Annotated in this window: 18 protein-coding genes; 11 read left to right on the top strand and 7 right to left on the bottom strand. The window is 70.8% G+C overall.

What is annotated here, in order from left to right; all coding sequences use genetic code 11:
- Positions 1-196: 196 nt before the first annotated feature.
- Complete coding sequence (locus EV371_RS14065) at positions 197-2344, bottom strand: MMPL family transporter (RefSeq protein WP_130462443.1); 2148 nt, start codon at positions 2342-2344, stop codon at positions 197-199.
- A gap of 622 nt (positions 2345-2966) precedes the next feature.
- Here EV371_RS14065 and EV371_RS14055 point away from each other — a divergent pair.
- The gene (locus tag EV371_RS14055) at positions 2967-4172 is read left to right on the top strand and encodes a monooxygenase (RefSeq protein ID WP_130462442.1); all 1206 of its coding nucleotides are present in this window, start codon (positions 2967-2969) and stop codon (positions 4170-4172) included.
- 240 nt (positions 4173-4412) lie between these two features.
- Here the strand turns inward: EV371_RS14055 and EV371_RS14050 are convergent, their stop codons facing one another.
- Positions 4413-5078 carry a response regulator transcription factor gene (locus tag EV371_RS14050; RefSeq protein WP_130465897.1) on the bottom strand — a complete coding sequence of 222 codons (666 nt, stop codon included), beginning with the start codon at positions 5076-5078 and terminating at the stop codon, positions 4413-4415.
- Between the two features lie 456 nt (positions 5079-5534).
- A complete protein-coding gene (locus EV371_RS14045; RefSeq protein WP_207230481.1) occupies positions 5535-6521 on the bottom strand; it encodes a winged helix-turn-helix domain-containing protein in 987 nt (328 codons plus the stop codon).
- Between the two features lie 96 nt (positions 6522-6617).
- Between EV371_RS14045 and EV371_RS14040 the strand changes: the two genes are divergently transcribed.
- The 8 genes from EV371_RS14040 (at position 6618) to EV371_RS14005 (ending at position 16979) form a co-directional block, all read left to right on the top strand.
- Positions 6618-7832 carry an MFS transporter gene (locus EV371_RS14040; protein WP_165436686.1) on the top strand — a complete coding sequence of 405 codons (1215 nt, stop codon included), beginning with the start codon at positions 6618-6620 and terminating at the stop codon, positions 7830-7832.
- 633 nt (positions 7833-8465) lie between these two features.
- A complete protein-coding gene (locus tag EV371_RS14035) occupies positions 8466-10019 on the top strand; it encodes an alkaline phosphatase D family protein (RefSeq protein WP_349340276.1) in 1554 nt (517 codons plus the stop codon).
- Between the two features lie 17 nt (positions 10020-10036).
- Positions 10037-10777 carry a discoidin domain-containing protein gene (locus EV371_RS14030; protein ID WP_130462440.1) on the top strand — a complete coding sequence of 247 codons (741 nt, stop codon included), beginning with the start codon at positions 10037-10039 and terminating at the stop codon, positions 10775-10777.
- Between the two features lie 148 nt (positions 10778-10925).
- Positions 10926-12140 (top strand): response regulator transcription factor, encoded by a 1215-nt coding sequence (locus EV371_RS14025; RefSeq protein ID WP_165436685.1) that lies wholly within the window; start codon positions 10926-10928, stop codon positions 12138-12140.
- Positions 12141-12296: 156 nt separating this feature from the next.
- Positions 12297-13979, top strand: coding sequence for an aldehyde dehydrogenase family protein (locus EV371_RS14020; RefSeq protein ID WP_207230480.1), 1683 nt, complete (start codon positions 12297-12299; stop codon positions 13977-13979).
- Positions 13976-15106 carry an acyl-CoA dehydrogenase family protein gene (locus EV371_RS14015; protein ID WP_130462438.1) on the top strand — a complete coding sequence of 377 codons (1131 nt, stop codon included), beginning with the start codon at positions 13976-13978 and terminating at the stop codon, positions 15104-15106. Before EV371_RS14020 ends, EV371_RS14015 begins: the two co-directional genes overlap by 4 nt.
- A 73-nt stretch (positions 15107-15179) precedes the next feature.
- On the top strand, positions 15180-16418 hold the full coding sequence (locus EV371_RS14010; RefSeq protein ID WP_130462437.1) for an aminotransferase class III-fold pyridoxal phosphate-dependent enzyme: 1239 nt from the start codon (positions 15180-15182) through the stop codon (positions 16416-16418).
- A 90-nt stretch (positions 16419-16508) separates the two neighbouring features.
- A complete protein-coding gene (locus EV371_RS14005; protein ID WP_130462436.1) occupies positions 16509-16979 on the top strand; it encodes an SRPBCC family protein in 471 nt (156 codons plus the stop codon).
- A 64-nt stretch (positions 16980-17043) separates the two neighbouring features.
- Here the strand turns inward: EV371_RS14005 and EV371_RS14000 are convergent, their stop codons facing one another.
- Both EV371_RS14000 and EV371_RS13995 read right to left on the bottom strand, forming a co-directional pair.
- Positions 17044-18270 carry a cytochrome P450 gene (locus EV371_RS14000; protein ID WP_130462435.1) on the bottom strand — a complete coding sequence of 409 codons (1227 nt, stop codon included), beginning with the start codon at positions 18268-18270 and terminating at the stop codon, positions 17044-17046.
- Positions 18267-19217 (bottom strand): ferritin family protein, encoded by a 951-nt coding sequence (locus EV371_RS13995; protein ID WP_130462434.1) that lies wholly within the window; start codon positions 19215-19217, stop codon positions 18267-18269. Before EV371_RS13995 ends, EV371_RS14000 begins: the two co-directional genes overlap by 4 nt.
- A gap of 227 nt (positions 19218-19444) precedes the next feature.
- Between EV371_RS13995 and EV371_RS13990 the strand changes: the two genes are divergently transcribed.
- Positions 19445-20119 (top strand): class I SAM-dependent methyltransferase, encoded by a 675-nt coding sequence (locus tag EV371_RS13990; RefSeq protein WP_130462433.1) that lies wholly within the window; start codon positions 19445-19447, stop codon positions 20117-20119.
- Positions 20120-20181: 62 nt separating this feature from the next.
- Here the strand turns inward: EV371_RS13990 and EV371_RS13985 are convergent, their stop codons facing one another.
- Positions 20182-20733 (bottom strand): GNAT family N-acetyltransferase, encoded by a 552-nt coding sequence (locus EV371_RS13985; protein WP_130462432.1) that lies wholly within the window; start codon positions 20731-20733, stop codon positions 20182-20184.
- Positions 20726-22123: an amino acid permease gene (locus EV371_RS13980; protein ID WP_130462431.1), complete on the bottom strand. Its 1398-nt coding sequence runs from the start codon at positions 22121-22123 to the stop codon at positions 20726-20728. The genes EV371_RS13985 and EV371_RS13980 overlap by 8 nt, the downstream gene beginning before the upstream one ends.
- Positions 22124-22234: 111 nt before the next feature.
- Between EV371_RS13980 and EV371_RS13975 the strand changes: the two genes are divergently transcribed.
- Positions 22235-22708: a winged helix-turn-helix transcriptional regulator gene (locus tag EV371_RS13975; RefSeq protein WP_130462430.1), complete on the top strand. Its 474-nt coding sequence runs from the start codon at positions 22235-22237 to the stop codon at positions 22706-22708.
- Positions 22709-22838: the final 130 nt, after the last annotated feature.

The raw sequence follows: 22838 nt of genomic DNA, 5'->3' as shown, positions 1-22838 counted from the left end.
GGCGTGGCGCAGGACAAAGGGACGGCGGCCCTCGGGCATGGCCCCGCGCGGTTCACCGTCGGGACAGGACACCGTGGTGCGCCGGCCCCGGCCCCGGCCGCACGGCGCAGGACCGAAGGGCGGCGAGTGCCGGGCCCATGAAAAGATCCGGGACGGGCCTGGGTCCCCGTCCCGGATCTCGTCCGTGCCGCCGCGCTCACCGTTGCAGCGCGAGTTCCTCATCGTCCGCGAGCGGCCGTTGACCGTCCGGCGGCTCCACCGGTCGGGACAGCCGGCTCGGCCACCACATCCGCCGGCCGATCAGCAGGGTGAGGGCGGGCACCAGGACCGACCGCACCAGCAGGGCGTCGAGCAGTACGCCGAAGGCGACCAGGAACCCGACCTCGATCAGCATCACCAGCGGAAGTGTGGTGAGGACCGCGAACGTGGCCGCCAGGACCAGGCCTGCCGAGGTGATGACGCCACCGGTGGCGGAGAGGGCCTTTAGGATGCCCTCTCTGGTGCCGAGACGCACGGTCTCCTCCCGGGCCCGGCTGGCCAGGAAGATGTTGTAGTCGACGCCGAGCGCCACCAGGAACAGGAATGCCAGCAGCGGCACCGAAGAGTCGACACCCTTGAACCCGAGGATCGTGTCGAAGACGAACACGCTGCCGCCAAAGGCTGCCGCGAACGAGACGACCACGGTGGCCATCAGGACCAGCGGGGCCACGATCGCGCGCAGCAGCAGCCCGAGGACGACCAGGACGACGACGAGCACCAGCGGGATCACCAACTTCTCGTCGCGGCTGGTGGTCACCTCGGTGTCGAGGTTCTCCGCGCTCGGCCCGCCGACGATCGCCTCCGCCCCGCTCACCGCGTGCACGGCGGTGCGCACCCGCTTGATCGTTTCGTACTCCGCGGCGGAGTCCGGCGCGTCTGTCGGGAACACGGAGATGTCGGCCCAGCCACCGCTGGTCTGGCCCGGGATGGCCTCAGCCACACCGCGGGTGCCCTTGACGATGTCGAGCACCCGCTCCTGGTAGGCCGGCCGCGTGAAGATCGTCATCGGCTGGCCGCCGAGCTCCGGGAAGTGCTGGCGGAGGACGGTGAAGCCGGTGACCGACTCCGGCGCGGACAGGAACTGGTCCTGCTCCCGCAGGGCGCCGGTGTTGCCCGCCAGCCCGATGGCGAGAACACCCATAATTCCGAGCGAGCTGAGCGTCGCCACCCACCGGCGACGGCTGATGGCGGTGCCGAGCCGTCCCCACAGCCCCGGCTTCTCCTCCACTACCGTGCTGAACCGCGGGATGGCCGGCCAGAAGATCCGCCTGCCGAGCACCACGAGCACCGCCGGGAACAGCGTCAGCATGGCGATCAGCGCGCACAGGATGCCGGCCGCACCGATCGGGCCCAACCCGCTGGTGCTGTTCAGGTCCGCGACGAGCAGGCAGAGCAGGCCGGCGACCACGGTGGCCGCGGATGCGACGATGGCCGGCGCCGCGCTGCGTAGCGCGTGGACCATCGCAACCCGGACGTTCTCGTGGTGGTGCAGTGCCTCCCGGTACCGGGCGATGAGCAACAGCGCGTAGTCCGTGCCGACGCCGAACACCAGGATCGTCAGCAGCGCCGAGTTCTGGTCGTTGACCACGATGCCGAAGCCCTTGACGAGCAGGTAGACGGTCGCCATCGCAGTCAGTGCGGCCGCGCCCACGACCACCAGCGGGATCAACCACAACACCGGGCTGCGGTAGGTGAGAATGAGCAGGAGCGTGACGACGACGACGGTGGTGAGGAAAACCTGCAGGTCGATGCCGTCGAAGACGGCGTCCATGTCGCCGTCGACCGCGGCCGGGCCGGTCACTTCGAGTTCCAGCCCGGCGGGGCGGTCCTTCGCGGCCTCACGCAACGGGCCGACGATGGCCTCCGGTCCGCCGTAGGTCGTGTCCACATCGAGGGTGAACATCATCGCCTTGCCGTCGATGGAGGGTCTCGTCGGTGAGCCCTCGTCGTCCTCGCCGGCTGCCGCCGTCGCCGTCGGCGGGTACCGCTTGGCAAGGGTGTTGTAGTGGCGCTCGACCGTCGCGCGGTCGGCGTCGGTCATCCCGCCGGCGCGGTGGTACACGAAAACGAACGTGTTGTCCTCACCGCCGGGCAGACTGTCCTCCAGGACCGCCACCTTGGTGGACTCGGCGCTGGCCGGCAGGGTGTCCACGGCTCTGTCGGTGGTGACCGAGCTCAACTTCCCGCTCAGCGGCACCATGACCGCCGCCAGCGCCACCCACAACCCGATCACCAGCCACGGCACCCACCGCGCTGCCAACCGACCGGTCGACGCTTCCCCGGACGGCGCTGCGTTGACTGCCATCACTAGCCTCCTACATACGGGTTACATCGCTTATCTGATGCCGACTTCCTACCGAGCGAACCTGAGACGACCGTTAGAACGGCGCTCAGGCCGGTTGGCCGACCCAGGTGCCCAGCGCACGCACCAGCGCGGTGGCGCCCTTTGCCGCCGAGCCGCACGGCGTCGAGGATCGCGGTCCATGAGGTCCGGCCCGGTTCCAGGGCGCGATGAACGAGTACGGCCAGTCCGGGTTCAGCTGGGCCTGGTTCGACCTCGATCCAGCGCTTGTTGTTCAGCGCGTCGTACGACGCGCCGTACCCGCGCCGGTGCTCGGGGGCAACGACAACCCGACCAGGGTTCGTACCGGCCCATCGGTACAGAGCATCGCGTCGGTGAGCTCGAACAGCGCGTCGACCCGCGCGGTCAGGCAGGCGTAGCAGTCGGTTCTGAGCTGGGAGTTTGGCTTCCGTCCATCGCCGATGGACTTTCGTGGGCGTGACTTCGGGCGCAGTTGCGACGGGCGTTGATTCTCGTGCGGGTGTCGAACGGCGCTCCGGAGAGCAGTACCGTGGTGCCACCTCCCGCCGAGGATGACGACCGCAGTACGACGAAACAGGACGGAATCGGGCCTAGCGTTCAGGTTATGACGAAACCTGATAGCCCACTGTGGAGATTCGGGGCGGCCACCATGGCGCTGGCGACGGCGTTCGCTGTCGCCGCCTGCGGGTCGGACGCCGACGACAGTGCGGCGCCCGCTGCGGCAGGCTCGCACAGCGCGCACGCGGGCGGGTCGTCGGCTCCACCGCAGCCGCTGCGCGCCGGCGAGCGGTTCCTGGACCTGAGGATGGCCGAGGCCTACACGCCCACGCCGCCGGAGGGCGGCACGGACGAGTACCGGTGCCAGATGATCGATCCGGGCCTGACCGAGACGGCGTTCCTGACCGGGACCCAATTCGCACCGGAGAACGTCGCCATCGCACACCACGCCATCGTGTACGCGGTGCCGCCGGGCGGCGCCGCCGCGGTGCGCAAGCAGGACGCGAAGACCCCCGGCCCCGGCTGGCAGTGTTTCGGCGGAACCGGCGTGGCCGGCGCCGAGGTAGAGGACGGAGACGCGGCGTGGGTGGACACCTGGGCGCCGGGCGCCACCGAGACGCTGCTCACCCAGGACGCCGGCCACAAGCTGGAGCCGGGCAGCCTGCTCATCCTCCAGATCCACTACAACCTGCTCGCGACCGACGGCACGCCGGCCGGGTCGGACCGCTCGGCGGTGCGGCTGCGGCTGACGGACGGCACGCCGCAGACCCGGGAACTCGAGACGTGGTCGCTCGACGCGCCGACCGACCTGCCCTGCGCCGCCGACGAATCGGGTCCGCTCTGTGACCGGGCGACCTCAATCGCGGACGTGACGAAGCGGTTCGGGCCGGAGGTCGGCGAGATGGCAGACCGTCAGGTGGAGGAATGCAACCAGGGCGGCGCGCCGAAGCCCGGTGACACCCAGACCTGCGACCACGAGGTGGAGGCGCCGATGACCCTGTACGCCGGTTTCGGCCACATGCACATGCTCGGGCGGGCCATAAAGGTCGAACTCAACCCGGGCACGCCGAACGCCGAGGTCGTGCTGGACGTGCCGCAGTTCGACTTCGACAACCAGCGGCTGATGCCGCTGCCGTCGCCGGTGGAGATCGGTCCGGGGGACACGCTGCGGGTGACGTGTACGCACGACGCGGGGCTGCGCAAACGGCTGCCGCAGCTGAGCAAGCTGCCACCGCGCTACGTGGTGTGGGGCGACGGCACCAGCGACGAGATGTGCATTGGCATCATGACGGTCTCCCCCCGCAAGTCCTGACGAAGCGCCGAACGTGTGTGAGCTCACCGAGGTCAACAAAGCTGAAAAACAGCTCTGAGCTCACACACGTTTCGCACTGAACTCACCCGCGTGCGGGCGTCGTGGCGGTCGGACGGGCGGTGACGTGGGCGGCTGCACGCGGCCCCGGCAGCGGAGCGGTAGATCACGCGGAGCGGATCGGCCCGGAGCGGTGCGGCTGGGAACTACGGTCGCGCCCTGACTGACGCGCGAGATGAAGCGCTAAATCGGCCGGGTGAGTCTCATGTCGTAGGCAAGGATGACGGCCTGGATCCGGTCCCGTGCGCCGATCTTGGCGAGGACCCGCCCGACGTGGGTCTTCACTGTCGACTCCGACAGCGTGAACCGTTGCGCGATCTCGCCGTTGGTCAGGCCATGGCCGATGGCGACGAGGATCTCGCGCTCGCGGTCGGTCAGGGAGTCCAGCCGGGGGTCCTCCCACACCGGCCCGCAGAGGTCATCGTCGAGCCGGTCGGCGAACGCGTCGAGCAGCCGCCGAGTCAGCGGCGGCGCGATCACCGCGTCCCCAGCGGCGACGGCCCGGATGCCGGCGAGCAGCTCCTCCGGGCGGGTGTCCTTCAGCAGGAAACCGCTTGCCCCGGCCCGCAGCGCGGCGAGCGCGTACCGGTCCACGTCGAACGTCGTCAGCACCAGGATCCGGGAACGTCCACCGGCCGCGACGATGCGCCGGGTGGCCTCGATCCCGTCGACGCCCGGCATGCGGATGTCCATCAGCACCACGTCGGGATGCAGCTCGCTGGTCCGCCGAACGGCCTCGGCGCCGTTCTCAGCCTCGCCGACGATCTCGGTGTCGGGGGTGCTCTCCAGCAGCATGCGGAACCCGAAGCGCTGCAGCGGCAGGGCGTCCGCCACGAGCACAGAGATCATGAATGGCTGCCTTTCGGGGTCGCGTGTACGGTCCAGTCGCCGTCTGGTGCGGGGCCGGCGCTGACCGTGCCGACATAGAGTGCGGCGCGATCGGCCGTGCCGGCGAGGCCGAGACCGGCGTCGCCCGGCGGTGCCTACTTCATAGCGAGCGAACCTGAGACGACTGTTAAGAACGGCGCTCAGGCCGGTTGCCGCCGGCGCGGGTGCGTCGTCGGGCGGGCCGCTGTCGTGCACGACGATGTCGGACCTGAGCCTGGCAGGAGTCGGCCGCAGACCCAGAGTGTCGGTGACGATGAATCGCTTGCGGCCATTGATCTTCTTGCCGGCGTCGTAGCCGCGACCGTCGACGGCGACGAGCCGGCGTTGCAGTTCACGTTCTGGCTGTTCCCACCCCATGATTCGCGAGTGCCCAGCTTGTCAGGATCTCGTGTCGTCAACGTCATGACCCCGCAACTCCTAGTCCAGGAGTGCGTCGCCCCGCGTGGTGCGTACGTAGAAGACCAGTCGACCGGCCCGCTGCCGGGTGACCAGGCCCGCAGCCGCGAGCCGCGAGAGGTGAGCCGAGACTCCGCTCGGGGCCAGTCCGGTACGGCGAGCCAGCGACGTCGTCGTCGACGGGGTCGACAGCTCGGCCAGCAGGGTCGCCCGAGCCTGGCCGAGGACCGGGGCGAGGTCCGGCGCGGGTGGGTCATCGATCCACATCGAGCCCACACCCCGAGCGGGATACCGCAGGACCGGAGCCCAGGACTCGGACGCCTTGACGAAGACGTTCGGCCAGGCGAACAGCGACGGCACGAGCACCAGGCCACGGCCGCCGAGTTCGTAGTGCAGATCCAGGTGGGGCCGGTTCACCGACAGGACGTCGTCCGACCACGAAACCATGGGATCGAGTTCGGAGAACATCCGATTCGGGCCTGCGTCGGCGAGTCGCCGTGCCCGGAACATCACGTCGCCCTCCAGGATGCCGCGCATCCGCCCCCAATACGGCGCCAGCGCGAGGTTCCAGTAGGTCCACATCTGTTCCACGATCACGGGAAGGGTCCGACGCGGCGCGCGACGCAGGTCTGACAGCGAGGCCGGCAGCCGGTCGCCGTACACCGCCGCGAGTTCCTCGTGTACGACCGCCGCCGGTGTCTTGCGCACGGCCGCGAACTCCGCCTCGGGCTCGGCCACGGGCGAGTGCGGCGCGGGCGCGAGGAAGCCCGGCAGCTTCCGTTCCGGCGCGATCACCAGGTCGTGCAGCTGACGCAGCCCGGGTGCGGCCAGCACCGCGGTCCGGTGCCGGTTCACCCATGGCAGGTGCACGGCGTGCGCGCCGGGATCGCGCAGGACCCGCAGGCTCGCGACGACCTCCCAGGCGGGGGAGATCGCGAATCTGACACTGGCGAGGTCGGCCAGGGACAACGACATTCGCAGCATCAGGCCGGCCTCACGAGGATTCATCGTAGTCCGAATCATTGGTACGCGCGGGCGGCCGACACCGAGGGTTCGGGCATGCCGATCCAGCACGCCCCCCGTCGTGAGTCCGACACTCGGACCTTGCCCCGCGACTTCACCCGCTACCTCGTCGCCGCCCTGGCGGCGAAGTGGGGCTTCAACATCGCCAAGGTGGCCGTCCCGCTCGCCGCGATCACGTCCCTCGGCGCTGGTCCGGGCGCCGCGGGTGCACTGGCCGCTGCCGGCACCGCTCCCTTCCTAATACTCGGATTGCCGGCGGGCGCATGGCTCGACCGCGTCGCCCGCCGCCCGGTCATGATCGCCATGGATCTGGCCCGGTTCGCGCTGATCGGCTCGGTACCGATCGCTGCCGCCTGCTCCGCCCTGACCATGACCCAGCTCTGGCTGGTGGTGTTCCTCAACGGCGTCGCGACCGTCTTCTTCGACGTCGCGACGCAGAGCTACCTGCCGGACCTTGTCGGCGGCGGCCGGCGCCTGGTCGCCGCGAATGGCCGGCTCGGCATCGTGGAGCAGGCGGCGTTGGTCGGCGGCCCCGCGGTGGCCGGCTGGCTGGTCGGCCTCTCCACAGCCTCGGCGGTGCTGATCGCGACGGCACTCGGCTACCTCTGGTCGGCGCTGTGGATCCGACGCATCCAGCGGCCGGAGCCACGCCGGGGCGAGGTCGTACGACGCTCGCTCGCGGCCGAGGTGCGCGAGGGCCTGTCGTTCGTCCGGCACAACCAGACCCTGCGCGCGATCGCCGTCGCCGGAGCGCTGGTGAACTTCGCAGTGGCGGGTACCGTCGCGATGCTGCCGCTCATCCTGGTTGAGGAACTGCGCTGGTCGGAGAGCCAGCTAGGTCTCTTCCTCGGTGCTGGCGGGACTGGCGGCCTGCTCGGAGCGCTTTACGGTGAGCGATTGTCAAGGCTTCTCGGCGCCGGCCGCTCGGTGCTCGTGATCGGGCTGGTGATCGCCCCGGTCTCGTTCGTGCTACCGCTCGTCGGTCAGGCCGTTCCCGGACCGGCCGCCGCGCTCGCCTGGGCACTCGTCATCTTCAAGGTCGGCTTCGACAGCGTGGTTCTGATGTCGTTCCGCCAGCACGTCACGCCGCCACGGCTACTCGGACGCGTCAACGGCACCCTGCGGGTGATCTTCAGCGGTGCGCTCACCCTCGGCGCGGCAGCCGCGGCATTCGTCGGTAATCTCTCCGGCCCACGCACCGCCACCTGGGTCGCCTGTGTCACACTCGCGCTGGTGTGGGTGCCGATCCTGCACTCCCCGATGCGCCGGCAGACCCTCGACGGATCGTCCGCATGACGGACGAGCTCTGGCGACCCGACGTTATCGATGGCCCCAAGGAACTCCCGTCTCCACGGCCCACCGCAAGGAACGTCCTTAACGACCCGCACACGTGAGCCTGCAGGCCAAGCCGCAACGGTCACGTTTCAGGCAACGGATATCCACGCACCTGCCCGCCAGCGCCGAGTGCGGCGACGAGCCCGCTGGCCTGCTCCGGCGCGCTCTGGTCCGCCCACCTGTGAACGGCTCGCAGGAACCCAATCTCAGCCGCCGGCCACTCGGGCACCCGCTCGGGGTTGCTCGACATCACAGCTCACCTCCTCCGTCACACACCGCCACTCACCGTCGCACGGTCAGCACCGGCATCACCGTGACTCGGGCGCGCGGAAAGCCGACAGCACGGCAAGCCGGAGACGATCTTCCAGACCGACGGTGCGGGTTCGATTTCCGTCGCTGGCTCCACGACTCTCCCGCCCGGGTCGGATAACGAAGTGATCAATGTTCGCCGTCCGGTCCCGCTGTCGCTGTACTGAGTTAACACATTGCTGACAATCTCCGTCCGATCACACGTCGACTGTGCTGAGACGGAGGAGACCAGTGACAGAGAGTGGTAACCGACTCGACCGGCGGCGACTACTGCAGCTAGGCGGCGTGAGCGCGGCCTCGATCATGCTCGGGACGGGCGCGATCTCGTCCGGTCGGGCGTACGCGGCCCCGTCGTTCACGGCAGATCCGTTCAGCCTCGGTGTGGCCTCCGGCGACCCGCTGCCGGGCAGCGTCGTGCTGTGGACCCGGTTGGCCCCCGACCCGCTGGCCGAGGACGGCCATGGCGGCATGCCGCGCCGACCGGTTCGGGTGCGCTGGGAGGTCGCCGCCGACGAGCGGTTCCGGCACGTCGTCCGGCGCGGCAGCGTCGAGGCGACGCCGGAACTGGCGCACTCGGTGCACGCCGAGGTGTACGGCCTACAGCCCGGACGCGAGTACTTCTACCGCTTCGCCGCCGGCCCGAACGAAAGCCCCGTCGGCCGGACGAGGACGGCGCCCGCTGTCCATGCCCGTGTGGAGAAGCTGCGCCTGGCCTTCGCCTCCTGCCAGGCGTGGCCGGACGGCTTCTACACCGCCTACCAGCACATGGCGGCCGAGGATCTGGACCTCGTCATCCACCTCGGCGACTACATCTACGAGTACGGTATCCCGGCCACCGGCGGAAACCGGAACACCCCGGTTCCGGCGTACTTCGCCACCGAGACCGTGAGCCTGAAGCGGTACCGGACCCAGTACGCGTTGTACAAGAGCGATCCCGACCTCCAGGCGGCGCACGCGGCGTTCCCGTGGCTGGTGACTCTCGACGACCACGAGGTCGAGAACAACTGGGCCGACGACGTGCCCGAGGGCAACACCCTGACGCCGACCCGTCCGGAGTTCCTGGAGCGGCGCGCGGCGGCGTTCCGGGCGTACTACGAGCATCTGCCGATCCGCAGCAGCGCGCTGCCGACCGGCCCCGACATGCGGCTGTACCGCCGGTTCACCTACGGCGACCTGGCCGAGTTCAACATGCTCGACACCCGGCAGTACCGCTCCCCGATCGCGAACGCCGAGACCGACGAGCGCCTCGACCCGGCCCGTACCCTCACCGGGGCCGAGCAGGAACGGTGGCTGCTGCACGGTCTGGCGGCGTCGCGCTCGCGGTGGAACGTCCTGGCCCAGCAGATCCGGGTCGCGCAGTTCGACCACGGCTCGGAGACCGATCCGAACCTGCCGCACGACGGCTGGGAAGGGTTCGGGATGGACAGCTGGGACGGCTACGTCGCCTCCCGGGACCGGATCTTCGGCGGCATCGTCGAGCGGGGTGTGCGCAACCCGGTGGTGCTGACCGGCGACTGGCACCGCAACCTGGTGGCCGACATCAAGGCCGACTACGCCGACCCGGACTCCGCGACGATCGCCTCGGAACTGGTCGGCACGTCGATCAGCTCCGGTGGCAACGGTACCGACATCGACAACCTCGGCCGGGCCGGGCTGATCGTCAATCCGCACGTGAAGTTCTACAACATCCAGCGCGGCTACGTGTCCTGCAGGCTCGACGCCCAGCGGTGGACGTCGGAGTTCAAAGTGTTGCCGCAGGTACTCACCCCCGGGGCGCCGATCTCCACCCGCGCCAGCTACGTGATCGAGGATGGCCGGCCGGGTGCCGTGCCCGCGTGACGAGAGGAATTGCAGCGATGACCAGCCACCCGCTCACCGCCGGCGTCGACTACCGCGGGCCGCTGCGGCCCGTACGCCACCTCACCGCCACCCCGCAGGAGGGTCCGGCCCGCCAGAGCGTCGTACTGGACTGGGCCCCGCCGGCCGGCGGTCGGATCGTGGACCACTACATCGTCTACGGCTCGCGGCGCCGCCACTTCACCGCCGATGATGCCGAGCTCGTCGTCGAGGCGCCGGTCAGCCGGTACGTGCACGGCGGCCTCGGCCCGGACAGTCAGGTCTGGCACTACCGCGTCGTCGGCATCGACGCCGCCGGCAACGTCGGCAGTTTCCGGGCATCGCCGCAGGCCATGGCCACCACGGCGGGCTCGTTCGTGCTCGGCGCCACCGCCTCCAGCCAGTTCTCCGCCGACTACGCCGCATCGCTCGCCGTCGACGGCTCCATGTCCAGCCGGTGGGCCGCGGCCTACACCGACGACGAGTGGATCCAGGTCGAGCTGGCCCGCCCGATCATCGCGGGCCGGGTCGAGTTGCACTGGCAGGACGCGTACGCGCGCGACTACGACCTGCTGGTCTCGCCGGACGGGACCGACTGGACATTGGTGCGCGAGGTACGCGGCAAGCCGACCGCCGACGCCGACATCCACGAGGTCACCGGCGCCGGCGCCTTCCGGTTCGTCCGGATGCACGGCCGGCTGCGGGCCACCCGGTGGGGCTTCTCGATCTGGGAGTTCTGGGTCTCACCGACCCCGGGATAGGCGCGTCGGCGCCCAGGTCACCCAGGGTTGGACGAGTTTCGGCACGTCACCACCTATGCGCTTTATGTGCTCACTCCTTCCTACGCTGCCCCCGCCGGCTCGGCACCTGTCCGGACGAGCCGGGTCGCGGACCGCTGGAGGTTTGGGCATGGGTGGGAGGAGGCCGACGGCCGTCCAGGGGTGCCTGGGGCTCTCCGTCGGGGTCGGTGCGGACCGACTCGGTGTCAGCAGCGACGATCCAGATCTCGACGTCGCGTGGTTGGCGGATCGCGTACGGGCGCTGTTCCGGCACACGGTGCCGTACGACGAGATCTGTGTCGGCCTCACCGACCCGTTGACGGGCCTGATCACAGCGGTGCAGAACCGTCGCCCACCGGTACCGCCGGAGACGTATCTGGAGACCGAGTACGTCGCCCCGGACGTCAACCGGGTGGCGTGGCTCGGCGTCCAGTCGGATCCGGTCGGCGTCCTCTCGGCGGCGACGGCCGGGAAGCTGGTCAGCAGCAACCGGTACCGGTGGGTGTTGCGGCCGAGCGGCGTGCGGCACGAGTTGCGGGCGGCCCTGGTCGACCAGGGCCTGCGCTGGGGGTTCCTCACCCTGCTGCGTGGCCCGGAGCTGCCCGACTTCTCGCCGGTCGAGGCGGGACTGGTTCGTTCGGCCCTACCCGAACTCGTCCGGGACTTGCGGACCACCCTGCTGCGCACGTCGACGCGGGTCGTTGCCGAGCGCCCGTCCGGGGTGGCGCTGATCGGTGTGGGCGGACTGGTCGAGGAGGCCTCTCCGGCGGCGGAGGGGCTGTTCGCGCAGCTTGCGTCGTACCAGTCGGAGGTCGGGCTGGCACTGCCGGTGCCCGTCGCGACGATGGCGGCGAGCCTGCGCGCGCCGGGTGCGCGGGAGAGCCGGCGCGCCCTGCTGCGTGACCCGGACGGTGGTTGGCTGGTACTGACCGGGCGGCGGCTCGCCTCGGCCGGGGCGTGGTCCCGGGTTGTCGTCTCGTTCGAACCGGCGTCGCCGATGGACGTCGCACCGCTGGTGTTGCGCACGCGCGGGCTGACCGACCGGCAGCTCGCGGTGGCGATGTGCGTGCTGCGCGGTATGACGAACGCGGAGATCGCGGACGATCTCGGGATCTCCGTGCACACGGTGCAGGACCACCTCAAGGCCAACTTCGCGAAGGTGGGCGTGCAGAGCCGCCGGGAACTCGTGCGCATGGTCTTCCGAAGCGGGTACTCGGAGCGGGGCGACCGTGGGTACTCGGAACGGGTCGAGCGCGGGTGCCCGGAGCGACTCGAGCGGCGGGGGTCGGCGGAGGGCTGGCAGCGGGCCGCGCACCGGGGCGGGACGGAGCAGAGGTGTCGATGACATCCCAAACTTCTGGGGATGGGCCCGGCCTCGATCCGACCGTAACCTCTCGTGGGTTGGAACCCGGGTGGGCACCAGCGTTCCGGGCACCACCCGAAAGAGCGTGACCTGGTGTTCGTGCCCGCCGAAGGCGTGTCGTGATTCAGCGAGGACAATGTGCGCAGCTACTCCTTGTACATCGACGGCAACGACGTGTCAACTGGCCGCTGGATCCACACGATCCGGGCCAGTGCGCTGTTGACCGACGCCTTCAGCGCGCTCACCCTCAAGCGCTCACTGGATCGTGGCGGGGAGGCGGATCCGGACGACGCCCGCGTGGTGGGTCGGGTCGCGTACGCCTCGCCCGAGCAGTGCCTGCCCGCCCTGGCCGCCGCGCGTCGCGCGCAGCCGATCTGGGCGCGGGTCCCCTTCGCGGAACGGCTCGCCTTCGGCGCCGCGATCCACGACGACCTGCGGGCCCGGGCGACCGAATTCGTGGACATCCTGGTGGCGGAGGGCCATCCCCGGCGACTCGCCGAGTGGGAGGTGGCCGGTGTCCTTGAGGGGAGCAGTCCGGAGTCCCTACAGGTCAGCGCGGAGCTGATGGTACGAACCCGGCGGGTCGGCCAGCGTGAGGTTCGGCTGGTACGGAAGCCGGACGGCGTCCTCTGCGTACATCCGCCCCGGAACGCGTCGGCGTCGAACTCCGTCCTCGGGATGCCGGCCCTGATCGCCGGCAACAGCGTCGTGGTGAAGGCTCCCCGAAGCTCGCCGCTGGGGGTCGCCTGGTTCTGGCGGGAGATCGTCGCCCCGGCACTGGACCGGTTCGGCGCCCCGCCCGGCACGCTCAATCTGATCTGTGCGGAGCCGAAGCCGGTTCTGGAACAGTGGCTCGACAGTCCCGACGTGGACGACGTGATGTTCATCGGGGACAGCAACCGGGGAATCGAGTTCGGCAAGCGATGCGTCGAGCGTGGCAAGAAGCCGATCCTGGAACTCGCCGGCAACGACGGGGTCCTGGTGTGGAAGGACGCCGACCTGGAGTCGGCGGCCCGCGCGCTGACCGAGTGCTTCTACGGGTCGGCGCAGATCTGCATGGTTCCCAAGTACGCCCTGGTGCATCCGGCGGTCGCGAACGAACTCCTCGACCGGCTCCGCAAGTGGCTGCCGGAGATCCGGCCGGGGCTGCCGGAGGAGCCGGACGTACTACTCACTCCGGTCCTCCGGACGGGCGAGTTCTTCACCGTCCTCGACGAGGCGCGGAAGGCCGGCGCCGAACTGGTGGCCGGTGGTGAGCGGATGGACCAGGACGGCGTACCCAGCCCGACGGGGTTGTTCCTGCAACCCACCGTGATCCGGGTGGACGGCCTGGACCGGGCCCGGGAGCTGCGGGCGGTGCAGGCGGAGACCTTCTATCCACTGTTGCCGATCGTGGTTCTCGACGACGGCGCGATCGACGCCGCCGAGCCTGACGACGCGATGTTCGACCGGGCGGTGGGTTTCCTCAACCGCAACACGTACGGGCTGCGCAACTCACTGTGGAGCGAGGACCCGGACCGGATCGACCAGTTCTGCGAGCGGGTGGTGAACGGCGGACTGTTGAAGGTGAACGACTCGCATCTCGGGTTCGTGCCGGGGCTGCCCACGCACGGGGGCACCGGCCTGACCGGCGGCCCGTTCGGCGAGTGCAACCTGCCGATGATCCGGTCGAGCCATCTCCAGGGCATCAGCATCGCCACCGAGGTACGCCCCCGGGACAGTGTCTTCACCCACCTGCGGCAATCCGCCGCCGCACCGCAGGCCGGCGGCGTCCCCGTCGACGCGGTCCGTCCCGGCGGCTTCGTGGAGGCGGGGGCATGAGGCTCCTGGCCGCCGATCGGGCCATCCTCGACCGCCTGCTCCCGGGTTTGGACGCCGCACTCGGCCGGCACCCGCTGACCGAACTCGAGCGTCCGGAGAGCCCCGGGCTCGCCGCGTTCCGGCTCGCCCGCGGTCCCGGGTTGCTGGTCCCCGTCGAGCACGGCGGCACCGGGGCCACCGCGCGCGAGGCGGTGCGGTGTACCCGGGCGATCGGTTCCAGGTCGCCCTCCCTGGCGGTCGCCGCGACCATGCACAACTTCTCCGTCGCCAGCCTGGTCGCCCTCAGCAGCCGCAGCGAGGGGTTCGAGTGGATGCTCCTGGACGCGGTCGCCCGGGACCGGCTGCTCGTCGCCAGTGCCTTCGCCGAGGGGCGTACCGCGCAGGGCATCCTGTCGCCGACGATGCGGGCGGAACGCGACGGCAAGCGCTGGCTCGTCACCGGCAGCAAGAAGCCCTGCAGCCTGTCCCGGTCGGCGGACATCTTCACCACCAGCGTGCTGTTGCACGAGGATGCGGAGGCGCCGCGGCTGGGTGTCGCGCTGATCACCGCGCACAGCCCGGGGATCACGGTACGGCCGTTCTGGGCGAGCGGGGTACTCACCGGCGCGGAGAGCGACGAGCTTGTCCTGACCGAGGTGCCGGTGGAGGACGAACTCATGGTGCGGATGGCGGTCGATCCGGACGCGCCGCCCGACGACGATCTCCAGACGGTGGGACTGATCTGGTTCAGTCTGCTGATCACCGCTGCCTACCTCGGCGCCGCGGCGGGGCTCGTGGAGCGGCTGACCGCCACCCGGGGGACTCCGGAGCTGCGGGCCCAGATCGTCACCGATCTGGTGGGGGCGGCGCTGGCCGTCGACCGGGTGGCCGCCGACGTCGACGCCGGGGACACGGGGCAGGACGTCCTCGCGGACGCGCTGGTCGCCCGGTACGCCGCGCAGGGCGCGATCGGGCGCGCCGTGAGCCAGACCGTGGAACTGCTCGGCGGGATCGCCTTCGTCTCCGGCCCCGATGTGGCCTACCTGGCCGCCGCATGTCAGGCCCTCGCGTTCCATCCGCCGTCGCGGGGATCCGTCGGTCGGTCACTCGACGGCTACTTCGCCGGCGGGACCCTGACGGTCGACTGACGAGCCGAAGAGATGACGAGCCGGAGAGATGACGGACGACCGGTGACAACCGGCTGATGAAGGCGGAGAGCCGATGACCTCGACCGACCTCGATGTGCTCGGCGTCGTGCGGAGCCACCTCAGCGAGGGGCGGGCCGCGCTCGCGGAGATGTTCGGCGGGCACCTGGAGGAATCCTCGCACGCCTCCCGGCTGCGTACCCGGGACGGCCGGGAGTTCCTGAACTGCGCCGGGTACGGGGTCTTCCTGCTCGGCGCGACGCACCCGCACGTGACCGAGGCCGTGGTGGCGCAGGTCCGACGGCATCCCCTCTCCACCCGGGTCGTGCTGGACCCGGTCGCCGCCGAGGCGGCCCGTACCCTGGTCGAGGTCTGCCCGCCCGGCCTGTCCCAGGTGCACTTCACCGGTTCCGGTGCCGAGGCGACCGAGACGGCGATCAAGCTCGCCCGGGCCCACGGCAAGCGGCGGCTGGTCACCACCGTCGACGGCTACCACGGCAAGACGATGGGGGCGCTCAGCCTCACCGCCCGGGACCTCTACCAGAAGCCCTTCCAGCCGCTGCTCCCCGACGTCGTGCAGATCCCCTACGGCGACGCCGAGGCGTTGGCGGGGGTACTCGCCGACGGCGTCCCGTCCTGCTTCGTGGTGGAACCGGTGCAGGGCGAGGCCGGGGTGATCGTGCCACCCTCCGGATACCTGGCCGAGGTGGCGGAGGTCTGTCGGCGGCACGGGTGCTTCCTGGTGGTCGACGAGATCCTCACCGGGCTGGGCCGGCTCGGTCGGTGGTGGGGTGTGGACGCCGACGGCATCACCCCCGACGTCATGCTGGTCGGCAAGGCGCTCTCCGGCGGCGTCATCCCGGTGGCGGCGGCGGTGGCGACCCGGGCGGCGCTCAGGCCGTTCTCCAAGGACCCGTTCCTGCACACCTCGACCTTCTCCGCCGCCCCGGTCGCGATGGCGGCCGCCCGGGCGGCGGTGGAGGCGATCCAGGCCGAGGACGCCGTCGGTACCGCCGGCCGGCTCGGCTCGCTGCTCGTCGAGCGCCTGCGGCACTCCGCCACCCGCTGTCCCCACCTGGTACGCGAGGTACGCGGGGTCGGCCTGCTGATCGGGGTCGAGATGCGCGACTCCGGTCTCGCCGGCGAGTTGCTGATGGAGCTCTTCGACGCGGGAATCCTGGTCAACCATTCCCTGAACAACTCGGCGGTGCTCCGGCTCACCCCGCCGGTGACCCTGACCGCCAGCGAGGTCGATCGGCTGCTGGCCGCCTTCGACACCGCGTTCGACACGCTGGCCGCGCGGTTCCCCGGCTGACCGTCCCCGGATCGTCGATGCCAGCGATGTCTATGCCAGCCGGTCACCCACCGTCACCACCGCCGTTCCATCGACACTCGGAGGAGTGCCATGCCGCTGGTCATCGTCGACGCCCAGATCACCGGGCACCGGGTCGAACAGGTCTACGACACCGTCGCCGACTTCGCCCGGTACCCGGAACTGGTGGACACGGTGCGCTCGGTCGAGGTCGACCCGCCCGAGCCGGACGGCTCGGTCGCGAGCACCTGGAGCGTGCTGTTCCGTAACGGCATCCTGCGCTGGCGGGAGGTCGACCGGTTCGACCGCGACGCCCTTCGGATCTGGTTCGAACAGACCGAGGGCGAGTTCGACGTGTTCCGCGGCGAGTGGAGTCTGAAGCCCGACCGGGACGTTGTCCGGCTGCTCTTCCAGGCAGAGTTCGACTTCGGCGTCGCCAGCCTCGCCCCGATCATCGATCCGGTCGCGACCCGGGTCCTCACCGAGTCGATGCAGACGATTCTGCGGGGTCTGTTCGGCCCCGACTCGGTGCGGTTCGCCGTCGAGGCGAACCCGGTGGCCTGACCCCCACGCCCACCGAAAAGGCCGGGCGTGGGGGGCGTGGTGGTACCCGGGACGCGCGGGGTCGTCAGTCGACGAGCCGTACCGGCATCCGGTCCATCCCACGGATCATCAGGGTTCCCCGCCACCGCACCTCGCCGGCGAGCCGCAGCGCCGGCGCCCGGCGGAGAAGTGCGGCCACCGCGATCTGCAGTTCGAGCCGGGCCAGTGCCGCGCCCAGGCAGAAGTGGATGCCGGCGCTGAAGGACAGGTGGTTGCCCGCCGACTCGCGGGTCAGGTCCAGCCGGTCCGGGTCGACGAACATCTCCGGATCGCGGTTGGCCGCGCCGAGCAGCAGGATCGCCGACTCGCCACGGTGGATCGACTGGCCGCCCACCACCAGGCCGTCGGTCAACGCGGTCCGCCGGGTGATCTGCACCGACGCGTCGTACCGCAGCAGTTCGTCCACGGCGGTCCGGGTGAGGGTCGGCCGGGTCCGGGCCAGGGTGAGCTGGTCCGGGTTGCCCAGCAGGGCGAGCGTGGCGTTGCCGATCATCGCGGCCGTGGTCTCGTGCCCCGCGACGAGCAGGAGCATGCAGGTCAGCGTGAGTTCCCGCTCGGTCAGCTGGTGGCCCTGCCCGGCCAGGGAGACGAGTCGACCCAGCAGGTCGTCGGTCGGCTCGCGGCGCCGCGCGGCGATCAGTTCCCGCAGATAGCCGGAGAACTCCCGGTCGGCCCACTCGAACCGGTCGAGTACGTCCGGCGACAGCAGCATCCGCGGCTCGGTGCCCCGGGCCAGCGCCAGCGACCACTCCCGGAAGTCCTTCTGGTCGTCGACCGGTACGCCGAGCAGTTCGCAGATGACCGCCAGCGGCAGCGGGTAGGCGTACGCGTCGATCAGGTCGACCTCGCCGGCCGCCAGAGCGTCGTCGAGCAGCCGCTCGGTCACGGTACGGATCAGCGGCTCCAGCCGGGAGACCAACCTCGGGGAGAACGCCCTGTTCACCAGGCCGCGGAGCCGGGTGTGGTCCGGCGGGTCCATGGTGAGGAACGACTGCAGCGACAGGTCGAGGTCGAACCCGACTGCCTCGCCCCGCTCGGCGAGGGCCTGGGTCACGTCGTCCCGGGTGCCGTGGCCCCACCGGGGATCGCGGACTATCTCCGCGATGTCGGCGTGCCGGCTCACCACCCACGGCCCGAACGGAGTACGGAACACCGGCGCTTCGGTACGCAGCCGGGCGTACGAGGGGTACGGGTCGGCGTGGAACTCCGGGCTGAACGGATTGAACAGGTCCGGGTCGGCGTAGTCGGTCATATCGCCTCTGTCAGTCCCATGTAGGTCAGCCGGACGTCCTGGGTCTCCTTCGACCAGCGCAGCGCCGCGTCGATGCGCTCGTCGGGGGTGGTGTCCAGGAGGCGCCGCCCGGGCCAGATCTCGTAGTCGCCGATCACGTCGGCCCGGTCGAGCATGCCCTCCTGGAACAGCGCCTCGTGCCGTTCCAGCATCTTGGTCAGCGGGAGCCGCTGCCACATCTCCCGACCACGGACGATGAGCTCGACCAGCCGATCCTTCTGCTGCGGCTGCTCGGCCACGTAGCGCCGTACGATCGTGCTCCCGACCGTCAGGTGCCGGATCTCGTCGATTCCCGCGCCGCGCTGGATCTGCGCGGCGGCCGGGTCCAGGACCTGCCACTTGCGCTCGCTCAGCTCCGTCGTGGGTGCGATGACACCCTCGACCAGCACGGTGAGGACCACGACACCGCCGTAGAAGTCGCCCTTGGCGAGCACCCCGAGGCCGAACGTCTCCAGCGGAAAGAGCACCTTCCGCGCGTCCTGGCCGGCCACCTTCTCCATCAGGGTCGGCAGTTCGGCTTCCGGTATGCCGAGTTCGAGCAGGTGGCCACGGTAGGTGCGGGCGTGCCGGGCCTCGTCGAGGAGCTGGGTGGCGTAGAACTCCATGCAGGCGATGTCGGGGGTCAGCGGCACCAGGGCGGCGATGGCCCGGGTCGCCTTCTCCTCGGCGATCGCCTGGAAGGCGAACTCCTCGACCACGGCGTCCCGCAGCGGGCCGGGCCGGCGCATGAAGTCCGGTATCGCGGCGTCCGGGGCGTGGCCGTGCACCAGTCCTCGCAGGCTGCCGCCGGCGACAGCGCCGAGCCAGTAGTCGAGGTCACACTGCTCGGGACTCAGCTCCAGGGTCCGTGCGCCTTCCAGCACCCCCGGGGCGGTCGTCCAGGCAACCTCGGACGGGATCTCGGTCATCCAGTACTGACTCCTTCGCGAGTCGACCGCGCGGTCGGCGGCTGTTCCGCCACCGGTCGGCCGGATGTTAGCGGCGGTCGCCCGGCCCGGCCCATCCCTGGAAACCGGGGATGGCGTGCTCCGGCGGACGCGGCTAGCGTGACGGGCCGCGCTTCCTGGTCACCGAGCCTGCGCTGCCCGGTCGCCGGGCCGCGCTGTCTGGTCGCGACGACGAGCGGAGATCACCGATGACGACCGACTCCCCGGCCGACCGGAGTCTGGACGCGGGTCCCGGGCAGGCGGTCTACAGCGAGCGCATTCTCGCCATCTACGACACCGGAGTACTCCGGATCGCCCAGCCCCTCGCCTGGCGCTGCCCGAGCAGCCGGATCCTCGCCCTCTACGACGAGCACGCCTCGGCGGACCACCTCGACATCGGGGTCGGCACCGGCTACTTCCTCGACCGGTGCCGGTTTCCCGAGCCGCAGCCGCGGATCACGGTGCTCGACATGAACTCGAACTCGCTGGCCGCGGCGGAGCGTCGGCTGTCCCGCTACCAGATCCGTACCCAGCAGGCCAATGTGCTCGAACCCATCCCGCTACCGGCCCGCAGCTTCGGCTCGGTCGGAATGAACTGCCTGTTGCACTGCCTGCCCGGCACGCTCACCGACAAGGCCGCGGCCCTGGCGAACGTCAGGGCGCTGATGCGTCCGGGAGCGGTGCTGTTCGGCTCGACGGTGCTGGTCAAGGGAATCCGGCACAACCCACTCGGACGGATCCTCGTCAACTCGTGGAACCGGCGCGGCATCTGGAGCAATCGACAGGACGACCTGGCGGGTCTGCACGCGGCGTTCAGCGCGCACTTCGAGCGGTACGAGATCAACCTCGTCGGGCGCTCGGCCCTCTTCACGGCCTGGGCCTGATCCACGCCGGCCGGCCGGGCTCCGCTGCCAGCCGGCCACGGCGCCGAGCGTGGCAACCCCGGCTACCGGTCCGGCCACTGCTCGGCGAGCAGTCCGTAGATAACGTTGTCCGTCCAGACGCCCTTCGTCCAGTAGTCCCGGCGCAGGTGCGCCTCCTTGACCATGCCCACCCGCTCGCACAGCCGCGCCGACGCCTCGTTCAACGGGTTGAGCTGCGCGATCACCCGGTGCATCCGACAGTGTCCGAAGGCGACGCCGAGGAGTGCCCGTACCGCCTCGGTGGCGTAGCCCCGGCCGGAGACCGCCGGGTGGAAGGCCCAGCCCATCTCGCCCCGGGACAGCGTCTCGTCGGCCGGCCACAGAATCACGTCGCCGACCACCTCGCCGTTGTGCTCCACCACCAGCGCCAGCCGGGAGTCGACCCCGGTGATCGCCGTGTAGTGGATCCGCCTGCCGACCATCTCGGCCGCGAACTCCCGCGACCAGGGCTCCCACGGGATGTAGCGGGCCACGACCGGATCGCTGTAGTAGGCGTGCAGCGCCGCCACGTCGTCGGCCCGGTACTGGCGGAGCAGCAGTCGCTCGGTACGGATCGGCAGCGCCAGGTCAGACATGTGGTCCAGTATCCGACCTGCGCATCCCCGCCCCGCCGACGGGCACCCGCGACGCGACGCGGTCACCTCGGGCGGCGCTCCCTCGCCGGGCGAGCAGGGCGAACGCGGTGACGCAGGCGGCGGGAACCAGGGCGTACCCGCTGAAGACGAGCATCGCGACGACCGCGACCAACGCGACGGCGGCGACCACCCGCAGCGGCCCGGGCAGCACCCGGCAGGCGGCGGCGGTACAGCCGAGGTAGACCACCAGGAAGAACGTGGTCGGCACGTTGACCAGGGCGGCCAGCCCGACCCGACCGGTACCGAGCAGTCCGATCAGCACGACCCCCGAGCCGAGGAGGGCGGCGAGCAGCCACGGCGGCATGACGTCCGAGGCCACCGCCGGGCGCCGTGCGACGTTTCCGAGCCGGGAGCCGACCGACCCGAGCCGGGAGCCGACCGACCCGAGCCGGGCGCTGGTCGGCCCGATCCGCGCGCCGGAGGTCAGCGAGCGTGCCAGGCTGGCGGCGCCGGAGAGGTACGCGAGGACGGCGCCGACGGTGAGCACGCCCGCGCCGACGGCGGCGATGGTCCGGCCGGCCGGGCCGACCGCGAGAGTGAGCAGTGCGGCCAGCGGCACCGACGTGCTCGCCTGGGGCCCGAGCGCGGCCACGGTGACCGTCCCCAGCGCCAGGTAGATCACCGTGGTGGTGCCGAAGGCGATGCCGATGACCACCGGGAGCTGCTGGCGCGGCCGGGCGAACCGGTGGGTCAGCGGCGCGATCGCCTCCCAGCCGACGAAGGCCAGCATCAGGGTGGCGGCCGCCGGACCGATCGCCAGCCAGCCGTGCGGCGCGAACGGCGTCCAGTTCGCGGCGCTGCTGGCCGGGGCGGCTCCGGTGACCGCACCGACGACGATCACGACGAGCAGCAGGACCAGGCCGAACTGCACGGTTGCCGAGGTACGCACGCCGCGCAGCGCCACGGCGAGGGTGCCGAGCAGCAGGACGGCGGCGCTGGCGGAGGCGAGCCGGAGGTCGCCACCGAGCAGGTCGGCGACGTAGTTGCCGCAGGTGACGCAGACGATCGGCGCGCCGGTCACCACCCCGGCGAGGAAACACCAGGCGACCGCGCGGCCTACCCGGGGTCCGAGGCCCGCCTCGGCGTACGCCCGGACCCCGCCGGCCGACGGGTAACGCACGCCGAGGGCGGCGAAGACGATGGCGAACAGGCCCGACACGACCAGCAGGCCGGCCCAGGCCAGGATCGACGCCGGTCCGGCCCGGGTCACGGCCAGGCCGGGCAGGAGCAGCAGGCCCGGTCCGAGCAGCGCCCCGACGTAGAGCGCGGCGCCCCGCGGCACGCCGATGTCGGGTACGGCGGGCTCCCGCCGGCTGGTCAGGCTGGTCATGACGAAAGTCTGGCAGCGCAGCCGCGGCACGCGATGGCAAATATGCGCGGATCAGCGGGCTGTTGTGCAACATCGTTGCGTCAGTGGCTGGTACTGCGACAGCATGTGCGGATGGCTGTCTACGACTCCACCGACCGGGCGATCCTGGACCGCCTCCAGAACGACGGGCGGATCCCCAATGTCGACCTCGCCGAGGCGGTGGCGCTGTCGCCGTCGGCCTGCCTGCGTCGGGTACGCGCCCTCGAACAGGACGGGCTGATCGCCGGCTACCGGGCCGAGCTCGACCGGACCCGGCTGGGGCTGGACCTGACGGTATTCGTCGAACTGAAGGTGGGTCAGCACTCCCGGGAGACCGCGGCCCGGATCGAGTCGGTGCTGACCGGCATCCCCGAGGTCGTCGCCTGTCACGTCATCTCCGGCTCCGCCGACTTCCTGGTCGAGGCGGCGGTGGCCAACCTGGCCGCGTACGAGCGGCTGCTGATCGACCAGATCCTCGCCATCCCCGGGATCGTGGACGCCCGCAGCACCTTCGCGATCCGCACGGTGAAGACCCGTGGCCCCCTGCCGCTGGCCCAGTTGCGCTGAGCCGGGCGTAGCGCATCTGTCCGGGCGTAGCGCATCTGTCCGGGCCTACGGCGGTCTGTCCGGGCGTACGGCAGTCGTGAAATAGGCTGCCCGGTGCCGCGCGGTGCGGCATCCTGCTGACAACCGGGTC

The sequence above is a fragment of the Plantactinospora sp. CNZ321 genome (assembly GCF_004217235.1).
This window is presented reverse-complemented; position numbering and strand designations above follow the sequence as displayed.

What these genes read in the sequence shown, in the direction of transcription:
- EV371_RS14050 (WP_130465897.1), bottom strand. Translation starts at nt 5,078, where the DNA reads ATGATCTCTGTGCTCGTGGCGGACGCCCTGCCGCTGCAGCGCTTCGGG.
- EV371_RS13985 (WP_130462432.1), bottom strand. Translation starts at nt 20,733, where the DNA reads ATGTCTGACCTGGCGCTGCCGATCCGTACCGAGCGACTGCTGCTCCGC.
- EV371_RS14000 (WP_130462435.1), bottom strand. Translation starts at nt 18,270, where the DNA reads ATGACCGACTACGCCGACCCGGACCTGTTCAATCCGTTCAGCCCGGAG.
- EV371_RS13995 (WP_130462434.1), bottom strand. Translation starts at nt 19,217, where the DNA reads ATGACCGAGATCCCGTCCGAGGTTGCCTGGACGACCGCCCCGGGGGTG.
- EV371_RS14065 (WP_130462443.1), bottom strand. Translation starts at nt 2,344, where the DNA reads ATGGCAGTCAACGCAGCGCCGTCCGGGGAAGCGTCGACCGGTCGGTTG.
- EV371_RS14030 (WP_130462440.1), top strand. Translation starts at nt 10,037, where the DNA reads ATGACCAGCCACCCGCTCACCGCCGGCGTCGACTACCGCGGGCCGCTG.
- EV371_RS13980 (WP_130462431.1), bottom strand. Translation starts at nt 22,123, where the DNA reads ATGACCAGCCTGACCAGCCGGCGGGAGCCCGCCGTACCCGACATCGGC.
- EV371_RS14005 (WP_130462436.1), top strand. Translation starts at nt 16,509, where the DNA reads ATGCCGCTGGTCATCGTCGACGCCCAGATCACCGGGCACCGGGTCGAA.
- EV371_RS13990 (WP_130462433.1), top strand. Translation starts at nt 19,445, where the DNA reads ATGACGACCGACTCCCCGGCCGACCGGAGTCTGGACGCGGGTCCCGGG.
- EV371_RS14055 (WP_130462442.1), top strand. Translation starts at nt 2,967, where the DNA reads ATGACGAAACCTGATAGCCCACTGTGGAGATTCGGGGCGGCCACCATG.
- EV371_RS14010 (WP_130462437.1), top strand. Translation starts at nt 15,180, where the DNA reads ATGACCTCGACCGACCTCGATGTGCTCGGCGTCGTGCGGAGCCACCTC.
- EV371_RS14015 (WP_130462438.1), top strand. Translation starts at nt 13,976, where the DNA reads ATGAGGCTCCTGGCCGCCGATCGGGCCATCCTCGACCGCCTGCTCCCG.
- EV371_RS13975 (WP_130462430.1), top strand. Translation starts at nt 22,235, where the DNA reads ATGGCTGTCTACGACTCCACCGACCGGGCGATCCTGGACCGCCTCCAG.
- EV371_RS14045 (WP_207230481.1), bottom strand. Translation starts at nt 6,521, where the DNA reads ATGAATCCTCGTGAGGCCGGCCTGATGCTGCGAATGTCGTTGTCCCTG.
- EV371_RS14025 (WP_165436685.1), top strand. Translation starts at nt 10,926, where the DNA reads ATGGGTGGGAGGAGGCCGACGGCCGTCCAGGGGTGCCTGGGGCTCTCC.